The sequence below is a fragment of the uncultured Gimesia sp. genome (assembly GCF_963972345.1).
In the GTDB taxonomy this organism is placed as follows: domain Bacteria; phylum Planctomycetota; class Planctomycetia; order Planctomycetales; family Planctomycetaceae; genus Gimesia.
Map to the genome: position 1 here is coordinate 19,303 of NZ_CAXAVM010000062.1, position 15,960 is coordinate 35,262.

The 15,960-nt window shown below is 52.4% G+C and carries 15 protein-coding genes; 5 read left to right on the top strand and 10 right to left on the bottom strand.

Annotation, left to right across the window (positions count from 1 at the left end; all coding sequences use genetic code 11):
• Window positions 1-8 precede the first annotated feature (8 nt).
• The 5 genes from AACZ40_RS12565 to AACZ40_RS12585 all read right to left on the bottom strand — a co-directional run bounded on the left by AACZ40_RS12565 (window position 9) and on the right by AACZ40_RS12585 (window position 6,068).
• Window positions 9-1,058 carry a DUF1559 domain-containing protein gene (locus AACZ40_RS12565; protein WP_339674576.1) on the bottom strand — a complete coding sequence of 350 codons (1,050 nt, stop codon included), beginning with the start codon at window positions 1,056-1,058 and terminating at the stop codon, window positions 9-11.
• A gap of 61 nt (window positions 1,059-1,119) precedes the next feature.
• Window positions 1,120-1,731, bottom strand: coding sequence for a pyridoxamine 5'-phosphate oxidase family protein (locus AACZ40_RS12570; protein WP_291168594.1), 612 nt, complete (start codon window positions 1,729-1,731; stop codon window positions 1,120-1,122).
• A gap of 86 nt (window positions 1,732-1,817) precedes the next feature.
• Window positions 1,818-3,161: an MFS transporter gene (locus AACZ40_RS12575; protein WP_291168596.1), complete on the bottom strand. Its 1,344-nt coding sequence runs from the start codon at window positions 3,159-3,161 to the stop codon at window positions 1,818-1,820.
• 202 nt (window positions 3,162-3,363) lie between these two features.
• Entirely contained in the window at window positions 3,364-4,932 is a 1,569-nt protein-coding gene (locus AACZ40_RS12580) for a hypothetical protein (RefSeq protein WP_291168598.1), read from the bottom strand.
• Window positions 4,929-6,068, bottom strand: coding sequence for a hypothetical protein (locus AACZ40_RS12585; RefSeq protein ID WP_291168600.1), 1,140 nt, complete (start codon window positions 6,066-6,068; stop codon window positions 4,929-4,931). The genes AACZ40_RS12580 and AACZ40_RS12585 overlap by 4 nt, the downstream gene beginning before the upstream one ends.
• Window positions 6,069-6,496: 428 nt before the next feature.
• Here AACZ40_RS12585 and AACZ40_RS12590 point away from each other — a divergent pair, with 428 nt between their 5' ends.
• A complete protein-coding gene (locus AACZ40_RS12590) occupies window positions 6,497-10,276 on the top strand; it encodes a hypothetical protein (protein WP_291168602.1) in 3,780 nt (1,259 codons plus the stop codon).
• Window positions 10,277-10,293: 17 nt separating this feature from the next.
• On the opposite strand, the gene AACZ40_RS12595 is transcribed toward AACZ40_RS12590, so the two are convergent.
• On the bottom strand, window positions 10,294-10,416 hold the full coding sequence (locus tag AACZ40_RS12595) for a hypothetical protein (protein WP_339674578.1): 123 nt from the start codon (window positions 10,414-10,416) through the stop codon (window positions 10,294-10,296).
• Here AACZ40_RS12595 and AACZ40_RS12600 point away from each other — a divergent pair.
• Window positions 10,415-10,888, top strand: coding sequence for a DUF1499 domain-containing protein (locus tag AACZ40_RS12600; RefSeq protein ID WP_339674579.1), 474 nt, complete (start codon window positions 10,415-10,417; stop codon window positions 10,886-10,888). The genes AACZ40_RS12595 and AACZ40_RS12600 overlap by 2 nt on opposite strands.
• Window positions 10,885-11,931 carry an EF-P lysine aminoacylase EpmA gene (gene epmA / locus AACZ40_RS12605; RefSeq protein ID WP_291168606.1) on the top strand — a complete coding sequence of 349 codons (1,047 nt, stop codon included), beginning with the start codon at window positions 10,885-10,887 and terminating at the stop codon, window positions 11,929-11,931. Before AACZ40_RS12600 ends, epmA begins: the two co-directional genes overlap by 4 nt.
• Window positions 11,932-11,967: 36 nt before the next feature.
• Here epmA and AACZ40_RS12610 read toward each other — a convergent pair whose 3' ends face one another.
• On the bottom strand, window positions 11,968-12,948 hold the full coding sequence (locus tag AACZ40_RS12610) for a DUF1559 domain-containing protein (RefSeq protein ID WP_291168608.1): 981 nt from the start codon (window positions 12,946-12,948) through the stop codon (window positions 11,968-11,970).
• Between the two features lie 589 nt (window positions 12,949-13,537).
• Here AACZ40_RS12610 and AACZ40_RS12615 point away from each other — a divergent pair.
• Window positions 13,538-13,675, top strand: coding sequence for a hypothetical protein (locus AACZ40_RS12615; protein ID WP_291168610.1), 138 nt, complete (start codon window positions 13,538-13,540; stop codon window positions 13,673-13,675).
• Here the strand turns inward: AACZ40_RS12615 and AACZ40_RS12620 are convergent.
• From AACZ40_RS12620 to AACZ40_RS12630, 3 genes are all read right to left on the bottom strand, one after another.
• Complete coding sequence (locus AACZ40_RS12620; protein WP_291168612.1) at window positions 13,656-14,159, bottom strand: hypothetical protein; 504 nt, start codon at window positions 14,157-14,159, stop codon at window positions 13,656-13,658. The two genes, AACZ40_RS12615 and AACZ40_RS12620, sit on opposite strands and share 20 nt — an antisense overlap.
• A 225-nt stretch (window positions 14,160-14,384) precedes the next feature.
• Window positions 14,385-14,945, bottom strand: a complete 561-nt coding sequence (locus tag AACZ40_RS12625; protein ID WP_291168614.1) for a hypothetical protein — start codon at window positions 14,943-14,945, stop codon at window positions 14,385-14,387.
• Between the two features lie 234 nt (window positions 14,946-15,179).
• Window positions 15,180-15,653, bottom strand: coding sequence for a nucleoside deaminase (locus tag AACZ40_RS12630; RefSeq protein WP_291168616.1), 474 nt, complete (start codon window positions 15,651-15,653; stop codon window positions 15,180-15,182).
• Window positions 15,654-15,672: 19 nt separating this feature from the next.
• Between AACZ40_RS12630 and AACZ40_RS12635 the strand changes: the two genes are divergently transcribed.
• The gene (locus AACZ40_RS12635) at window positions 15,673-15,825 is read left to right on the top strand and encodes a hypothetical protein (RefSeq protein WP_291168618.1); all 153 of its coding nucleotides are present in this window, start codon (window positions 15,673-15,675) and stop codon (window positions 15,823-15,825) included.
• Window positions 15,826-15,960: the final 135 nt, after the last annotated feature.

Sequence of the window (15,960 nt, forward strand, 5' to 3'; positions counted from 1 at the left end):
GGCAGAGCTTATTTGTGCAACTGTTTCTGCAGTGCCTGCAGCGTTTTCACATTCGCTGCCAGTTGCTCGGGAGTTGCCGCAGCAGCGAGGGGGGTTGCCTTGAGAGCGGCTGCGATGTCCGTGGTGGAATCGATCTCCAGTAGAAACTGCGGGCCTTTCAGATAGCTCTTCGGCTGCTTCTGTCCTTCTTCTGTCAATAAAATCTGGCTGTACACATTGAGCTTGAGTAAAACGTCAGTAGAACTGCTGAGACTTGTTGCAAAATATTCATCCCGCCCTTGAGGATCGGACTGCAGATCGATGCGGTCCCAGTGAAATTCGCCTGTCTGAAAAACTTTTTTTGGCACGGCAGTCTCTGCTTTCGTCGCGACAGGGGGTGCCGCATCGTAGCGTTGCAGCATTCGAGACGACGTCGCGTCTGTGAAGAATTTGATATGCCCGTCCGCAAACAGCAGATGCCCGCCGCCCCAGTCGGGGCGACCATAGCCGGCTGGTCCCTGGCACAGCTTTGTACCCAGCGGTCGCCAGTTGAATGGGTAACACCAGGGTTGAAAATCACCGGTCACTTCGCCGGCGAGCCAGGTAAACGACGTACCGTTTGTCATTTCTTCGAAAGTCACATCACTGTTGCGATGCAGCAGATTCGGATTTCCCATGATCTGCGTCAGGCCAAAACCGGAATCGGTAAAATGCTGTTCGACGCCGGGTACTAAAACAACGGGTAATCTCTGATCGAACACATAGCGGTTGGATGTACTCTGCCAGGAATCGTTAAAATCCAGCCAACTGTAATACGGGCTGGCGTCGAGAAACGGCATCATCATGGCGATCCAGCCCTGCATCGCGGTGTCGTCCTCGCGGATCGTTCCGCCGGGCGGCAGGCAGCGATGAGTGTCGTTGTAATTATGAAGTGCCAGGCCAATCTGCTTGAGATTATTTTTGGCAGTACTGCGGCGTGCTGCTTCACGAGCCTGAAAGATGGCCGGCATAATCAAGCCGAACGCCAGCAGCAGCAGGCCCAGAACCAGTCCGATGGAAATCCAGCGTTGCCAGGACATGACGATTTTTCCTGAAAGAAATGGGTTACACTCAAAACAGAGCTTCTATTTGAGCAGACTCTCAGGCAAATTTCCAGTGGCCTTCCCATTTGTCGGTCCAGAGGAACTGGGCCGCCAGGTGACCGTTGCGGCGGAGTTGCAGCCAGTCGAGATGATCAATGCGGCAAACGATGACGGCAAAATTTTCGTACCCCAACTGCGCTTCTTCGTCATTGGGCAGACGGTCAAACAGATAATCGGGCAGGTTCGGTTCGGGGCTCTCACTTCTGGTCCCCGGCTCAGTCACCGTAATGTAGCCGCGACGATGTTCGGGAGTGCTGTTTTCCCAACAGGTGGCTGAGACGTCATCATTCGTATGAACCGTTGCTTCTCCACGCATGCGGATCTGCACCCGCGTCGTCGCATCGTAGCTCACCCACTCCATCCAGGGAGTCTGTTCCAGTTCGCTGATCTTATCGGATCGTCGATCGGTGTAGCAGATCAGTTCCCGGCGTTCCTGCTGAATCTCCCGTAACACGACGGTCCGGACACGGGGTCGCCCCTCAGAAACGGTGGCCAGAGTTCCCAGCCGCCAGGCATGCGTCTCTGTCTCGACAGCGGCCTGCAGATGCCGCCAGGTCTGGGAGAGGATTGTGTTGACATTGGCGGGATTAAACTCAAATTCTCGGGTCATCACAGTCCAGTCTTAAAAACAGTAAGAGTCGCTCTTTTGTAATTCTGAGCCATGCAGGCGAACGGTCAAGTGAAAGTTTGGAAACTTCAGGCGCGATTGTGAGATAATACTTCGTCTTTCGGGTGATACAGGATGGCAATCGGCAGAATCACCGCCGCCAGGAACAGAAAGACATTACTCATCGGCCAGTTGATCGCGCTTAAGGCCTTGGTAAAGATGCCAAAAAACAACGCGGAAAGCACAATGCCAATCCAGTTAATCAGATTCATCGCACCAATCATTCGCCCCTTCAGCGATTTGGGGGGACGCGTCTGCAGTTCCACCTGCAGCGGTACGACAAATAGTCCCGCAAAGAACCCCAGCAGCGTAAGCACACCCCGCGCCAGCCACTCGGTCGTGCTCAGCGGAATAAATGATGCCCAAAGAGACGCATCGTTCTGCTGCAGGGTTTCGCCTGCTTCGGGAGTTGCCCACCAGCCAAAGCCTGCCATCGCCGCCAGGCAGACAACCAGTCCCCAGGCTCCGATTGTCACCAGTTTGAAGTTCACCCGCTTCCGCGACGCGCGGCCCGCTACGACACAGCCCAGTGAAATGCCCACGCCCATGCAGGCGGCCATCAGACTCGTGCGGCTTTCGCTGATGTGCAGTTGACCGATACCAAAAATGTTCACCAGCGGCTGGACGATCCCGCCGACGAACCAGAACACCGAAGAGATCAGCAGTACCGATAACAGCCGACGATCATTCCGCAGCATCCCGCGGGTTTCGGCATCAATGCCGACTGTCGAGCGGCTGAAAGGCAGACCGGGATGAGCCACCGGAGTTCGACGAACCCAGAACGAGGCAATGGTACCGATCACGGCGATGCCGATACAGAAATAACTGGTTTTCCAGAGCTGATCGGGGAAGGCCTGTTTGACAAAGCCCGCCGACGCCATGCCGAAGATGATAGCGATGAAGGTTGTCATCTGAATGATGCCGTTCGCCTGAGGCAGATCATCATCGCGGAGCATTTCAGGGAGAATACCATACTTCGCGGGGCCAAAAATCGCACTCTGCGTACTGAGTAATCCCAGAACAATCAACAGTGGTAATAAAGAGCCGGTAAAAAAAGCGGCCATCGCCAGCAGCGCAATGATGATTTCGGCAACCTTGCAGGCGATGACAATCGTCCGCTTGGTGTGACGGTCCGCATACCAGCCCCCCAGTCCGGAGAAAAACACAAACGGCAGTGCAAACACGGCGAGCGCGGTCCCCTGCTGATCATCGGTATTCAGCTGGAGCGCCTGCTGCGCACAAAACAGTAATACCAGCTGCTTATACAGATTGTCGTTGAAGGCGCCCCAGAACTGAGTGACTGTCATACCCCAGAAGGAAGAATCCTGATACAGGGGAGGTAACTCTTCCGTCTTCAATTCCGTTTCAGACACCACTTACAATCCTTGCAGAGGGGCAATAAATGCGGGAGTAGCTCCCGGGGGAGTTGCTCACTGATTTGAGTACGATCACTCAGGATGAAATCGAGCTAAACCATAGTGGCTGACCGGAATTCTGACAATGTTGATTGTTTCAAACTGCCGAATATGAACCGAATTTCATCCTCGTCTAGATCTTCAATTACCAAGTCGACCGCTATTCTACCGCATCTGCTGCTTCGGGGAGAGGAGCAGCAGACATCTGTGCGTTCCTGATGCGAACCACCGTCAATTCGTCGGAACGGCGCTTGCGGGCCAGTTGGATCACCAGGGACTGACTGCTGGCTTCCCCGTAAATCCAGAGTTCGTTGATTTTGCTTCCCGAGATACTGCGGCCGATCTGGGTGGGTGCCCCCAGTACTTTCTGGACCTGATCCCGGTTCATTCCTGCGACCACGGTTCCGTTTCGTATCGCCCTGCGGATCGGGTCATCCCGGAACTCTTTCACTTCTTCCGGATTGAGCCACTGATCTTTCTGCAGCATGAACCCCAGCCTTGCCAGCAGGACGGATGCTTCCGTCGATTTGGGATTCAGTTCCCAGGCGCGCAACAGCACTTTGGCGGCGGCCTGTTTATCGTCGGTTAACTCCATCAGATCGCGGGCCAGCCGCACTCGACCATCTGCGTCGTTGGGGTCCAGTTTTTTGCGGCGGGACTCAATCCAGTTTACCAGCGTCTGTTTTGCTTTGTCCTTATTGCCCCGCTTCTGAAATTCCTGAGACAGATCAAGCACATACTGACGCGGTAATTCTTCTACACGATTGAAATCAAAATCGAGCTGCATCTCCTGGTACTTCTGAACCAGGTCGGTTCGTTCGGGAAGTTCTTTCGCAATCGAAGTCGCGATTTCAAAGCCGTTGCTCCCCCCTTTCGCCAGATTTTTCAGAATGCCCTTGAGTACGATCTCTGCATAGAACCAGCGGAGTAACCGGTTTTGTTTGGCCTCGTCTGACTGCTTAAAGATTTCGGTCTGATTTTTCAGATACTGCTCACGTTCCTGGGGATTGTCTTTGTCCTGAGGCGTTTTCGCAATCGGGAATAGTTTCAGAAGCTGGTTGAGCAGTGGCTTCTCATCGGCTTGGGACTGTTTCTGCAACTGCTCCCATTCGAGCACGAGCGCTTCATGCTGCAGCTCGCGTGAGAGTTGCGCGGGTAGCTTAAAATCCCGCACACGGTCAGCCAGTTTGAGCAGGGTTTCCGGCTGTTTGACGATCAGCTGGTTGTACTCCGCTTTGACTCCCTTGCGGTATGTTTCCTGTGCCTGTTTTTTAAGTTCATCATCGTTATAAAAGTCCGCTCGGTTGCTGGCCCAGTCCCCCAGGGAATACCATTCACGAGGATTGGTCAGATCGATTTTCGATTCTTCAACGACGAAATGCTCCAGGTCGTCCGGCATTTTTTCCAGATCGGTAATCTTAAAAAGCAGGCGACCATTCTCCCGCGCCAGGTGGCCGGTGACCTCCACATTTTGTACGGAGTTATCCAGCCTGGGAGTCTTGCCGGCATAGTAAAACGGAATCGGGCAGTTACGAAATCGGAGCGAAAGAGAGTTGAACGTCGAGATCCGCCCTTCCAGGGTCTGCGGAACCCCAAGCAGCTTATCCCACTTTTCCCGCTGGCTGACAAAATTCTGAATGCTGCGGTCGGCGGCGCGGGAAATCGTCTGCACGCTGAATACAACCAGCAGGAGAATGACGCATCGCAGGCAGGTTTCTGTTTTCTTCATTCTGTCAGCCCCAGAAAGCGGGATTGTTGATTCAGTCTGTTTTCGACCTGCGCGCGATTCTGAAACTCATCAAACTCGATCCCCAGCTGTTTGTAAAGATCCAGATGAGACCAGAGAAAAGCGGTTTCGCCATCCAGTTCGATAATGCCGGTATCGGGGCGACTGGCATCCTGGTTGAACCCGGAGATTTGAGCTGCGAAAATAACCGGTTGTCCCGGATGCGCTTCCAGGTATTTTTCAAATGTGGGCGAAATCAGATCCAGGTAGAGTGTGTATTCATCCAGCAGTACCGGCAGGTTTAATCGATACCGCGAATGGGGAACTTTCTCCTGTGTTTCGACGGGCAGGAGTGTCGCCTCAAAGATCATCCAAGTATCCGCATAGCGCACATCGAACAGGGATTTCCAGCTGTCGAGACCCGACTGTTTGATTTGATCGACCGCTTCTTCCGCCATTTCGAACAGTGGTGACCCCGCCTGGGTATTGATCGCCAGCAACTCGCGTGATGTCTGACGGATATCATTGGCAGCCGGATCGGTACGATCCAGAACAGTTAACGCCTCGAATGCTTTCTGGTAGGCAGCGTTGGCACCGATCAGGTCTTCCTGTTCCAGCAGTTCCTGCCCGGTCTGGGTAGCTGTTTTGAGTGTTTCGCTGGCCTGCTCCATTTTGCGGCTGTGCAGAATTCCGTATCCGGTCAGTCCCACGATCAGAATGATTCCTGACAGGATCGCCCGGAACGGTGTCAATAAGCGGGTCCGGGGAGCGGGCAGTTCAAAGGGAGAGATTTCCGGTTTGGTCTCTGCCGCCGTGGTTGCCGCTGCGGAATTCGATGCTTCCTGCTTCTGCTTGTGCCGCTCCCGAAAGCGGGATACCAATGCCGAATTCATAATAAAATCGGAAAGCTGCTGCTGTTTAGGGAGTTGCTTCTTCTTTTTACGGGCCTTGGGAGCCGGATACGTGTTCCGCGGAAGGATGAAATAGCTTTCAGTGCATTGCTGACAGGCATGTCGATACGGGGCTTTACGTCGATATCCCGACAGGCTGACGCCACACACGCACACGATTTCATAAGGCTCAGGAATATCCTCCTCGCGACGCTTGCTTTTCGAAGGAATTTTCAGCCAGTCAGCCATAAAAACGATACCGGTTTTGCGTGAGGTAAGGTATTGCCCGAAACGATTTTACCCCGAATTGGAGATTAGAATTTGACTCCCCCTATTATAGGCAACCCGACAGCAGATGTCACAGGTGTCTCCGGTGGAGAGACAATGGTTCAGAAATATTGTCTGAAATTCCTCGTTTTTTCAGAAATAACAGCCCTCTTTTGACCACTACAACCGGTATTTCCGTATCCAGTCACCCTACACTTTTATTTAAGAGAATTCCCTCCTTTTGGGTAGTACCAAAAGTTTGACCGACCCGCTTTCCCAAGGTATATGCCAGTAGAAATACCATGTTTCTTTTTTGAATCATCAACGTTGATCTCACACGATTTCGGTCAGTAAGGATACTTTCCGACTCAATTCAAAAATCAAATGACGCGATTTTTTGGAGTATCAGGATGTTAACGACATCATCCCCGCAGGCGCAGATCACTCAAACAACTGGTGAGTCCTCTCTCCAGGTTACGTTACAGCCGTTAACTCATCATCTGCCACCGCTGAAATTGACCGCAGGAGAATACACGGTCGGCGCTGCCGCCACCTGCTCTATTCGGATCCAGGTCCCCGGCATTGCCGAACAACATTGCCGGATTGTGGTAGGTGAATTCGAGGTTCTGCTGAAAGCCATCGATCCCCGCATCTGGTCGAACGACCGTCCCGTGCGCCAGCTTCGTCTGACTGCCGGGATGAAGTTTTTTATCGGCCCGATTGAATTCCAGGTCGATTCCGTCGAACAGTTCACTGCCCCGGAAAATACTTCAGAGCCCGAGCCACAAACTACCGCCGACAGCCGGCAGATTGAAATTCCTGCTGAACTGAAGGAAATTGCACGCTTTCAAAACGCACTGCAGGAACGACAGAAACTGATTAAGCAGATCGAAACAGAACAGCTGGAACTGCAGAAAGAAATGCAGCAACAGGAATCCGAACTGATACGTTTGCAGCACCAGTTGGCAGAAGAGAGAGAGCAGGCAGTTCAGAACCCGCCTCAGCCACAATTTGATGCGTCTTCACGGTCATTTGACGAATCCATTCTGGAACTGGATCAGAAGCTGCAGCAACTCGACCTGCTGAAAGGTGAACTCACCCACGAGCAGACACACCTGCTTTCACAACAGAAACAGGTAGACCAGCAGCACCGGCAACTCTCGCGCTTTGAAAAGGAACTCCTGTCGAAACAGGAATCGCTGACGGAGGAATCCCGTCAACTGGCGCATGCCTGGCAGGACCTCGAAGCGCAGCAGTCCGCTACCCGCGCTGAGCTGGAAACAGAACAGGCGCACCTGGAAGCAGCAGCCCGGCTTCAGGAGCAGCAGAACCATTCTGTAAATCAGATCGAGCAGTTGAATCTTGAACGGGAGCGTCAGTTACATGAAGAACAGGGTCGGCTGGCAGAACGGGAAGCCTCACTCGCATCAGATCAGCAACGACTGCAGGATCTGGAACAGGAATTAAAACACCGGCAACAGTCTTTTACTTCCGAGCAGGAGGCACTGGCTGCACAACGTGAACAACAGACAGAACTGGAACAGCAGCAGCAACAGCTGCAGCATGACCTGGAGCAGCTGGCAGACAATCAACGGCAACTGGAAGCACAGCAGACTGAAGTTCAGCTGCAACAGGAATCACTGTCTGCAGCGCAGGCCCAAGCCGAGGCACTGCAGACGGAATCCGAGCAGAAGCGTCAGGCGCTCACAGAACTGGAAGCCGAGATTTCCGAGAGCCGGAATACGATTTCAGAACAGCAGGAACACCTGGAGCAGTTACAGTCTGAATTGAACACGCGCACGACCGGACTCGAAGCCGAACAGCAGTCACTGAAAGCAGAACGGGAAGCATTCAATCAAGAGACCGCTGCGTTTGAAGAACAGAAATTTCTCTTCGAGAAAGCCCAATCCGAATGGGAAAACGCACGTCAGGCGCTGGAAGAGGAACAGGATGAACTGAAAGCAGATCAACGGCAGCTGAATGAACAGCAGGCCAGCCTGGAACAGTACCAGGCGGAACTCGATCTTCAGAAACAGGATCTGGAAAAACGGGAACAACGGCTGATCGACCAGAAATCTGAGCTGGAATCAAAAGAGTCTGAACTTAACGAATCGAAAGACAGCCTGCTCTCAGAGACTGAAAACGCAGCAGCGCTTGAGGAATCACGGGAGAAACTCAACCAGGAACGGGAACAGCTGGCAAGTGAGCGGGCACAACTGGCGGATGAACAGGAACAGTTGAAGACCGCTCAAGCAGAGCTGGAGAGTCAACAACAGACACTGCAGGATGAACAACGTGCCTGTGCCAAGCGGGAAAAGCAGCTCGCGACTCAACAGGAAGAATTGAATTCCTTACAGGACACACTTACGAACCAGAAACAGGAACTGGAGCAGGAACTGGCGGCGTTCCAGGAATCTCAGTCTGAATTCGAACAGGCGCGTGAGCAGTTGGAAACAGACCGCGTCGATTTCTCAAATTTAAAATCAGAACTTGAAAAAGAACGTACCACCTGTGAACGTCAGCAGGAAGAAATTACGGCCCGCGCACAGGAAATCGAAGCCCGCGAAGCGGAACTGACGGCACGGGAACAGGAAGTTACCGAACTCCAGGCGGAACTGCAGTCGCAGGCAGATCAAAGTGAACCGACAGAAGCAGAGCAAGAATCGGCAGCCGCTGCGCAGGCGGAACTTCAACAGCAGCGGGAAGAAATAGAACAACTGCGAACCGAACTGGAACAGCTGCAGTCAGAACTGAAACAACGTGAAGAACAGGTAGCAAACCGGGAAGAAGAACTTCGTACGCAACAGACAGCAGCCGCTGATCAGCAAACGGCTCTGGAAGATCTGGCTCACGAAAAAGAAAAACTGGCCATGGATCATGACCAGCTGAGTATCGATCGTGAGGAAATTGCCCGCCAGAGAGATCAGTTGAAATCGAACCAGATCCAGTTTGAAAAGGATCGCGGCGAACTGGATGACCGCGAACGAATTTTAGAAATTCGTGAACAGCAGCTCGACGAGCGGGAAAGCCTGCTGGCCGAAGTCGGTTTGACAACTCCCGACAGTTCCTCTGTTGCTGATGACACTCCCCAGCACCAGGCACCTTCCGAAGAGGACGAACAAGATGAACGGTTATCCGCCGACACCGAATCGGACACACCGGCATCAGGGTCTCTGTTGCAGTCATTCATCAATGACTATGCTGAATCGGAACTCGAAGCGGAATCAGAATCCAAACCGGCGGTTCCACTGAAAACAAGCAGCCTGCTGGACTTATTCAAAGAGGACAACAAACCGGCTGCAGACGAAACCTCGACAAAGTCTCATTCCGATTCATCTCCCACCGGGCAACCGACTCAACAGGAAAACACACCAGAGCAGAGTGAACTGGATGATGCAGCAGATTCCAACTCCATCGCCAGTTATATGGAACAGCTGCTGGCACGTACCCGTGGTAAAACCGGCTCGACATATGCATCCAAACCCCATTCTTCGGCGGGGCACTCCAGTCAGAAAACAGTCACGAAAACCGCTTCCAGTTTACAGCCTCCCCCAGGCAGTCCGGAAACCGCATTACATAATTCCAGCATTACGCTGGAAGAGAAGCTGGCAACCCTGAACCAGGCCCCCGCACATCAGCAGGACAGAGACGCCGTCCGCAATGCCATGAATTCCTTCCGGGATGTCGCCAATTATTCTGCCCGCATGGCCATCGCCCGGCATTCGCTCAAACATCAGAAAACGGATCTGATCTTTAAAGGAATATTGAGCGGGCTTTGTATTCTGTTCTCTTTGATCATTTTCGGAGAAGCATACTGGGGATCCAACAGCCTGGGCATCTTCAAATGGGCCGCCCTGGCTGTCACGATCGCTTCGACGGCCCAGTTCCTGAGAGGCTGGAAGGAAGCACGCAATTTACTGTCATGTCCACTCCCTGATGAGAAAGAACAGCCAGCAGCAGCAGCAGCGTCATCTCCGGCAGAGAATCCGCCGCAAGAACAGAAGTTTTCTCTGGAGTCTCTGAATCACGATGTGGATTCCCTTTCTGAACAGTGGGCACAGTTGTCTGCAGAGGATGAACAGCTACAATCTCTGAAAGATGATCTGTTTAAAAAACCAGGACGGCAGCCACAGTCAGATGAGATCGCTCCGATTCAGGCTCCCGATTCCGAAATGGATCAAGAACCGTAAACAGCAATCCACAGACCTCATCTCACAGGAGCCGGATTGGAGACAGGGGCCTGTTTGACGGTTGCCTCTCCAGGGCTGTTGGGACCAGGTAGAATCGATTGAAAGACGCTATGGTTAAATGTGATGGGCTCTAGAAACATGCTGATTTTCTGGTGCGTCTTATTTTTGTTCGTCGCTTACCTGCTGATTCTGGGTATCAACTGGATGTCTGAACCGGCGGCCCGGCCAGGTGCCATCGACGGCAGACTCGCCCCCTGTCCCGATTCTCCCAACTGCGTCTGTTCGCAGGATCAGGACGAACAGCATCAGATTGCACCGCTGAAATATACCGGAGCGACAGCAGAGGCCCGCCAGCATCTCCTGGAGGTACTGCAGCAACAGCGGGGATGCCGGATTGTCGCCCAGGAGGACGATTACCTGCGGGCCGAATTTCGTTCTCTCGTATTTGGCTTTGTGGATGACGTTGAGTTTCTGTTCGATCCCGGTCAGAATGTAATCCAGGTCCGCTCAGCCTCCCGGATCGGTCATTCGGACCTGGGGGTGAACCGGAAACGCATCGAAACCATTCGCGTCTTATTTGCACGCGAAGCCCATGCAACTCCCGAACAATGATTCAGCCCGACTCCAATTATCTGCCCACGGCAACCATTGAAACGCTGCAGCAGCGCAGCCAGCTGCTGCGCGCGATCCGGACTTTTTTTGAATCCCGGGGATACTGGGAGGTCGAAACGCCGATCCTTTCCCGCGATACCGTGGTCGACGCCTATATCGATCCCTTTGTGACAACATGGTGCGCGACAGAGGGAACTGCTGCCGAAGGCGAACTGCGCTATCTGCAGACCTCGCCGGAATTCGCGATGAAACGATTGCTGACGGCAGGTGCCGATCAGATTTACCAGATCACACACGCGTTCCGACAGGCCGAGCGCGGCGCGATGCATAATCCGGAATTCGCCATGCTGGAATGGTATCGCCTGGGAGAAACGCATCACGACCAGATGACGTTCGTCGAAGCGCTGGTGCGCCAGATTTATGAACGGGCCACCGCCCTCTGCGACACATCCACACGCCTGGCCTTACCCGAGACACCGTTTGAACGTTTCAGTTACGAAGCCGCTTTTCTACAGTTTGCCGGTCTGTCTGCATTACATTCGACGGCAGAGCAGTTTGAGCAGGTCGCCCGCGATCGTCAGATTTCAGTCCCCTCGGAATTTGACATCAACGACTGCCAGGCCTGGCAGAACCTGCTGCTGGTGGAACTGATCGAACCGGCGCTGCGTGAGAAACGAGCCGTCTTCATCTACGATTACCCGGCCCGGCAAGCCGCCCTGGCGCGTATCCGGCAGGGTAAGGACCTGGGTCCGGAAGGGGTCGCGGAGCGTTTTGAGCTCTACCTGCACGGCGTGGAAATCTGTAACGGCTACCATGAACTGACCGATGCAGACGAGCTGCGTATACGGATCAGGCAGCAGTCTGCCATCCGAAAACAGGAGCATCGCCCTGTCCTGCCTGCAGAAAGCTATCTCCTGCAGGCTATGGAAGCAGGGTTACCCGCATGTGCAGGCACCGCGCTGGGGCTGGATCGATTGATCATGCTTGCGTTAGGCAAACAGACCCTGCAGCAAGTGATTGCGTTTCCTCTCGAACGTGCCTGACAGGTGAATTCCGATTTTGAATCACCTGCATTTCTTTTACCACTCGCCGTTCATACGTTCGCCATCATTCCGCACACACAACTGGCGGAACAGGTTGGCATCGATATTCTTTGCCATCGATTTTGCGGATCCATCGGCCAGTGCAAAGTGAATCACATCATCGTGCCAGGAACCGAAAGTCATGTGATAAGGCGCGCCGGATGACGAATGATAGGGAACCCCATCAAAGTTTTTGCCTTCATGCAAGCCGGAAGCCGGATCAACGGAACCTGCCAGTGCGCTGTGACTGTCTGCCCAGAAACCAAAGTTTCCTTCACCAAACAGAAGCGTATTGGATTCCCCATCGGGAACATCGCGAAACTTGGTTCCGCTGTTCTTTCCAAAAATGCCTCCGGTGTAGTTACCACTATAGGGTTTGATATTGGAGTACCCCTGCAGGACTCCGCCTACACCGCGATAGCTGGAGAATCCCAAACCGCGTGGACGATCAGAAGGCAGAGAAGCGCTCGGGCACATATAGCTTTCAATCCCGACCGTACTGGCGTTTTTACTGTCATCAGAAAATTTCCAGATTTCAAAATCGATGTTGATATTCGCCTGATTCATTTCACCCAGAATCAGTGCCTGCCAGCCCCACCAGGGAGAGAGTTCCCACTCGGTAAGTTGATACTGACTTGACTGACTGGTGTCCGTGTCGACCGGAATCATGGCAGGTTCACTGAAATTGACGTTGGCATTATCCGGGCCATCTATTTCTTCACCATCATCATCCAGAAGGATCTGCTGAACCCAGCCCGAGGGGAAACTGCGAAACGAACTGGCATAGTTATGAGCTGCCAGGCTGAGCTGTTTCAGGTTGTTGATACACTGTGTCCGACGGGCGCTTTCGCGGGCGCGCTGAATTGCAGGCAGCAGCATGGCTGCCAGCAGCGCGATGATGGCCATGACCACCAGAAGCTCAATCAAAGTAAATCCACGGCGGGATGAGTGCTTGGAATCTGCTACGAAGTTGCGCATCGATAACTCCCTGAATGTGATTGTCGCTACCCCAGCCTGATGCTTTGATGACGGGATCGGGTATCTGTTTTCGTGAACGAAAAGGCCTGACTCTATTATATTTTCTATACCGGTAACGCATAAGTCAATTATCAATTAACTATTTCACCGATAGATTTGTCCAGAACCTGTAAAGATCTTATTGTAATCCAAGATTCGGCTCAACGCAAATAATGCCTGAATTTCTGCCTGTTTTTCCCCAGAACCGGCATTCCGGCGGCCTGGGAAGCATATTTCGGCTCTCTTCTCTAACGGAACTTCAGCCAACAGCACTACCGATTTTTCCAGCAGCAATCGGAACAGAGCGCACAGCCTCACCTGTTTCTTACGTAAAAAACCCGCGATATAAGGGAAAAATCACAAAATGCCCGCCTGTCGACTGCCGCCTGCCCGGCTTCTGAATTTCTGCGACCTGCTGCGTGGAACACTAACAGCATAACGGACCTCGATGGCACAAAAAGTCTGATCCTCTTCGGCATTGTCTGTGTATGCTGTTTCGGCCCTGATCAAAGCTTTCCACCTTCACCCGATTCACAGACGGAAGCCACCAATGACGTTTTTCGATGTTCTGCTGTTTTTTGTCGTGTATTTCCTGGTGTATAACGTCCGCACGAACAACCAGCGCATCCGCAAACTGAAACAGGATGTGAAGCAGTTGCAGGAAAAACTCAAGACAGAGGATGGCTGAAGAAGGAATCGGTCTTGTCTCCCAGTCGCCAACGCTGCCACCAGCGCAACCCCGGTTCGAGAATGAACAGCAGCACACACTGAGCCCCCCAGAGGCTCATAAACAGCACCTGGTTCATTGTTTCTTCATAGATCGACGAATGAGGTGGTTTTGCAGGAGGATTTACGTAATGGTTGAAGTGATAGACCCCCTCCATGATCAACGTCAGGATGAGCAGACGCAGCACAAGTGATGGTCGAAACGGGCGCTCTTTCTCAATCCAGTACATGAGAGCCAAGTCTCCCGCCACCACCGGCAACCAGAGCGGAGCGAACAAAAATAACAGAATCGACGTGAAGGTGGACCCAGCCAGCATCAGGACCATAAGCACAATTGAAGTTGCGATGACCGCTGCCACCATAAAAGCGATGTAAGGCATCCGGGGGATAGCCATAAACGACTGGTACCACCGGATAAACGTCGGCTTGCGGTCCGTGAGATTCATCAATGTTACCTTACCGATTTAAACAGGAACCTGAGTTTTGAGATCGGATGATCTCCGGGTGCAACGCCACCCAGAATATTGGACTTCCAGACTGGCTGATCCCCTGTTTCGAGGAATTCTGGCAGCCATTGACTCAGGCGGAATTCAGTAACAAACATCACGGAAAAAGTAACCGATTCGCCAGTTTTTTAAGAATCGCTCCCGACCAGTTCGCCCGGCAGCAGATTATTCGCCGGCTTCCTTCACTTCCATCAGAGTCACTTCGACTCGATGAATCTGCAGATGCTCACAACCTTTGAACCAAATTTCATGGCTATTAAATCGTGCCGGTGCCATGTAACTGAAGTAAATATCCCCCGGATTATTCCGGGCATCACCACAGATGCGTGACTGACTCTGCAGTATATTTCCACATTCATCCCGCAGTCGGGCGGTCACTTGAAGTTTTCGATCACTGGATTTGCCCGGAAACACAAACGCCACACCGACGTTGAATTCGTCATCGTGACGCGATGTACTGAGAGACCGCACACGAGCCAGATCCGGAACATTCAGATTCAATTCATGAAACGTTTCTCCGGAAACCAGTAAATTCCCGACATAGATGCCTTCCCCGGGCCCATATTCTCGCGTCGGAAAAGGACCCTCTACAGAGACCATGATCTCAGGCGAACCAGCCCATACGTGTTGCGAGGCAAACAAGATAAGGAAAAACATCACAATCAATACCAAACGAAGCTCGGGGCTCTGCTGCTGCGTTTTCTGTTTTTTCCAGCCTGGTTCCATGACACAAAAATTCTTTTCTGCCTGTGATAATAAATAAGATTTCGGCGTTGAGAAACTGATCGTCAAAATCTTGACACTCTCTTTTGCTCTGAAACTCCCTGATCCTCGCGAGCAAAAAAGTAATCTCGTGACGATTAGAATTCAGATACGGGTTCTGGATGTCCATTCTGGAAAACATATTTTTCATCCTCAACCCGGTCAATCAGGTAGTCACCATCCTGAAGCGGCAAGCTCTTATTGATGGGGCTTGTTGATTTCCTGCCAGCGTTTGTAAACTTCGATGCCCGCTGCGCGGCCTTCGTAGACCATGGGCATGCTCCGCTCCTGCCAGGGCTTGCCGATCTCATCATAAAATGACTGCAGAGTGAAATAACGCCGATCGTCAACATAGAATTTCGAATAATCGTCGCGGGTGGTAATGAAGACCACCTTTTCGGGGCTGCAGTAATACATGGCCGCCAGACACATCGGGCAGGGATGCGCGAGGATATAAAAATTACAGCCGATGAAATGCTCGGTCCCCAGTTTCTGCGAGGCGGCCCGAATTGCCACCATTTCGGCGTGCGCCGTGGGATCGTGAGTCTGGGCGACCTGGTTTCCCGCCTCCGCGATGATTTCATTTTCTTTTGTAATCAGACAGGCAAACGGCCGTCCGCCCTCTTCCACATTCTGCATTGCCAGATCAATGGTTCGCTGAATAAAGTCCATTTCGCCTCCAGGGCCACGCTTGGTTAAACCTTCCGCCGATGGTTCCTCACCGCTTGTTCTGCAACCGGTCAATCCATGGTATCGCAAAAAACAGGTTTGTCACTATGTGTTAAAAGAGAATGTCATGCAGGCGGCAGTTCGTTTTTCCCTGGGTTACCCGTTCTGTTCTTAACGCATCATTCTGAATTCATCAGATTACGCCCTGTACGTAAAAAAGCCTCACTCTGACATTTCTGTCTGAGTGAGGCTTTATATAGCAAAAGGTTGGTGGTCAAGTTTTAAGAGCTTCGTCCTTCAGGTTGTTGAT

Excerpts from the sequence above, each read along its gene's own strand:
- AACZ40_RS12565 (WP_339674576.1), bottom strand. The coding sequence starts at position 1,058 with ATGTCCTGGCAACGCTGGATTTCCATCGGACTGGTTCTGGGCCTGCTG.
- AACZ40_RS12570 (WP_291168594.1), bottom strand. The coding sequence starts at position 1,731 with ATGACCCGAGAATTTGAGTTTAATCCCGCCAATGTCAACACAATCCTC.
- AACZ40_RS12580 (WP_291168598.1), bottom strand. The coding sequence starts at position 4,932 with ATGAAGAAAACAGAAACCTGCCTGCGATGCGTCATTCTCCTGCTGGTT.
- AACZ40_RS12585 (WP_291168600.1), bottom strand. The coding sequence starts at position 6,068 with ATGGCTGACTGGCTGAAAATTCCTTCGAAAAGCAAGCGTCGCGAGGAG.
- AACZ40_RS12590 (WP_291168602.1), top strand. The coding sequence starts at position 6,497 with ATGTTAACGACATCATCCCCGCAGGCGCAGATCACTCAAACAACTGGT.
- AACZ40_RS12600 (WP_339674579.1), top strand. The coding sequence starts at position 10,415 with ATGCTGATTTTCTGGTGCGTCTTATTTTTGTTCGTCGCTTACCTGCTG.
- AACZ40_RS12595 (WP_339674578.1), bottom strand. The coding sequence starts at position 10,416 with ATGTTTCTAGAGCCCATCACATTTAACCATAGCGTCTTTCAATCGATT.
- epmA (WP_291168606.1), top strand. The coding sequence starts at position 10,885 with ATGATTCAGCCCGACTCCAATTATCTGCCCACGGCAACCATTGAAACG.
- AACZ40_RS12610 (WP_291168608.1), bottom strand. The coding sequence starts at position 12,948 with ATGCGCAACTTCGTAGCAGATTCCAAGCACTCATCCCGCCGTGGATTT.
- AACZ40_RS12615 (WP_291168610.1), top strand. The coding sequence starts at position 13,538 with ATGACGTTTTTCGATGTTCTGCTGTTTTTTGTCGTGTATTTCCTGGTG.
- AACZ40_RS12620 (WP_291168612.1), bottom strand. The coding sequence starts at position 14,159 with ATGAATCTCACGGACCGCAAGCCGACGTTTATCCGGTGGTACCAGTCG.
- AACZ40_RS12625 (WP_291168614.1), bottom strand. The coding sequence starts at position 14,945 with ATGGAACCAGGCTGGAAAAAACAGAAAACGCAGCAGCAGAGCCCCGAG.
- AACZ40_RS12630 (WP_291168616.1), bottom strand. The coding sequence starts at position 15,653 with ATGGACTTTATTCAGCGAACCATTGATCTGGCAATGCAGAATGTGGAA.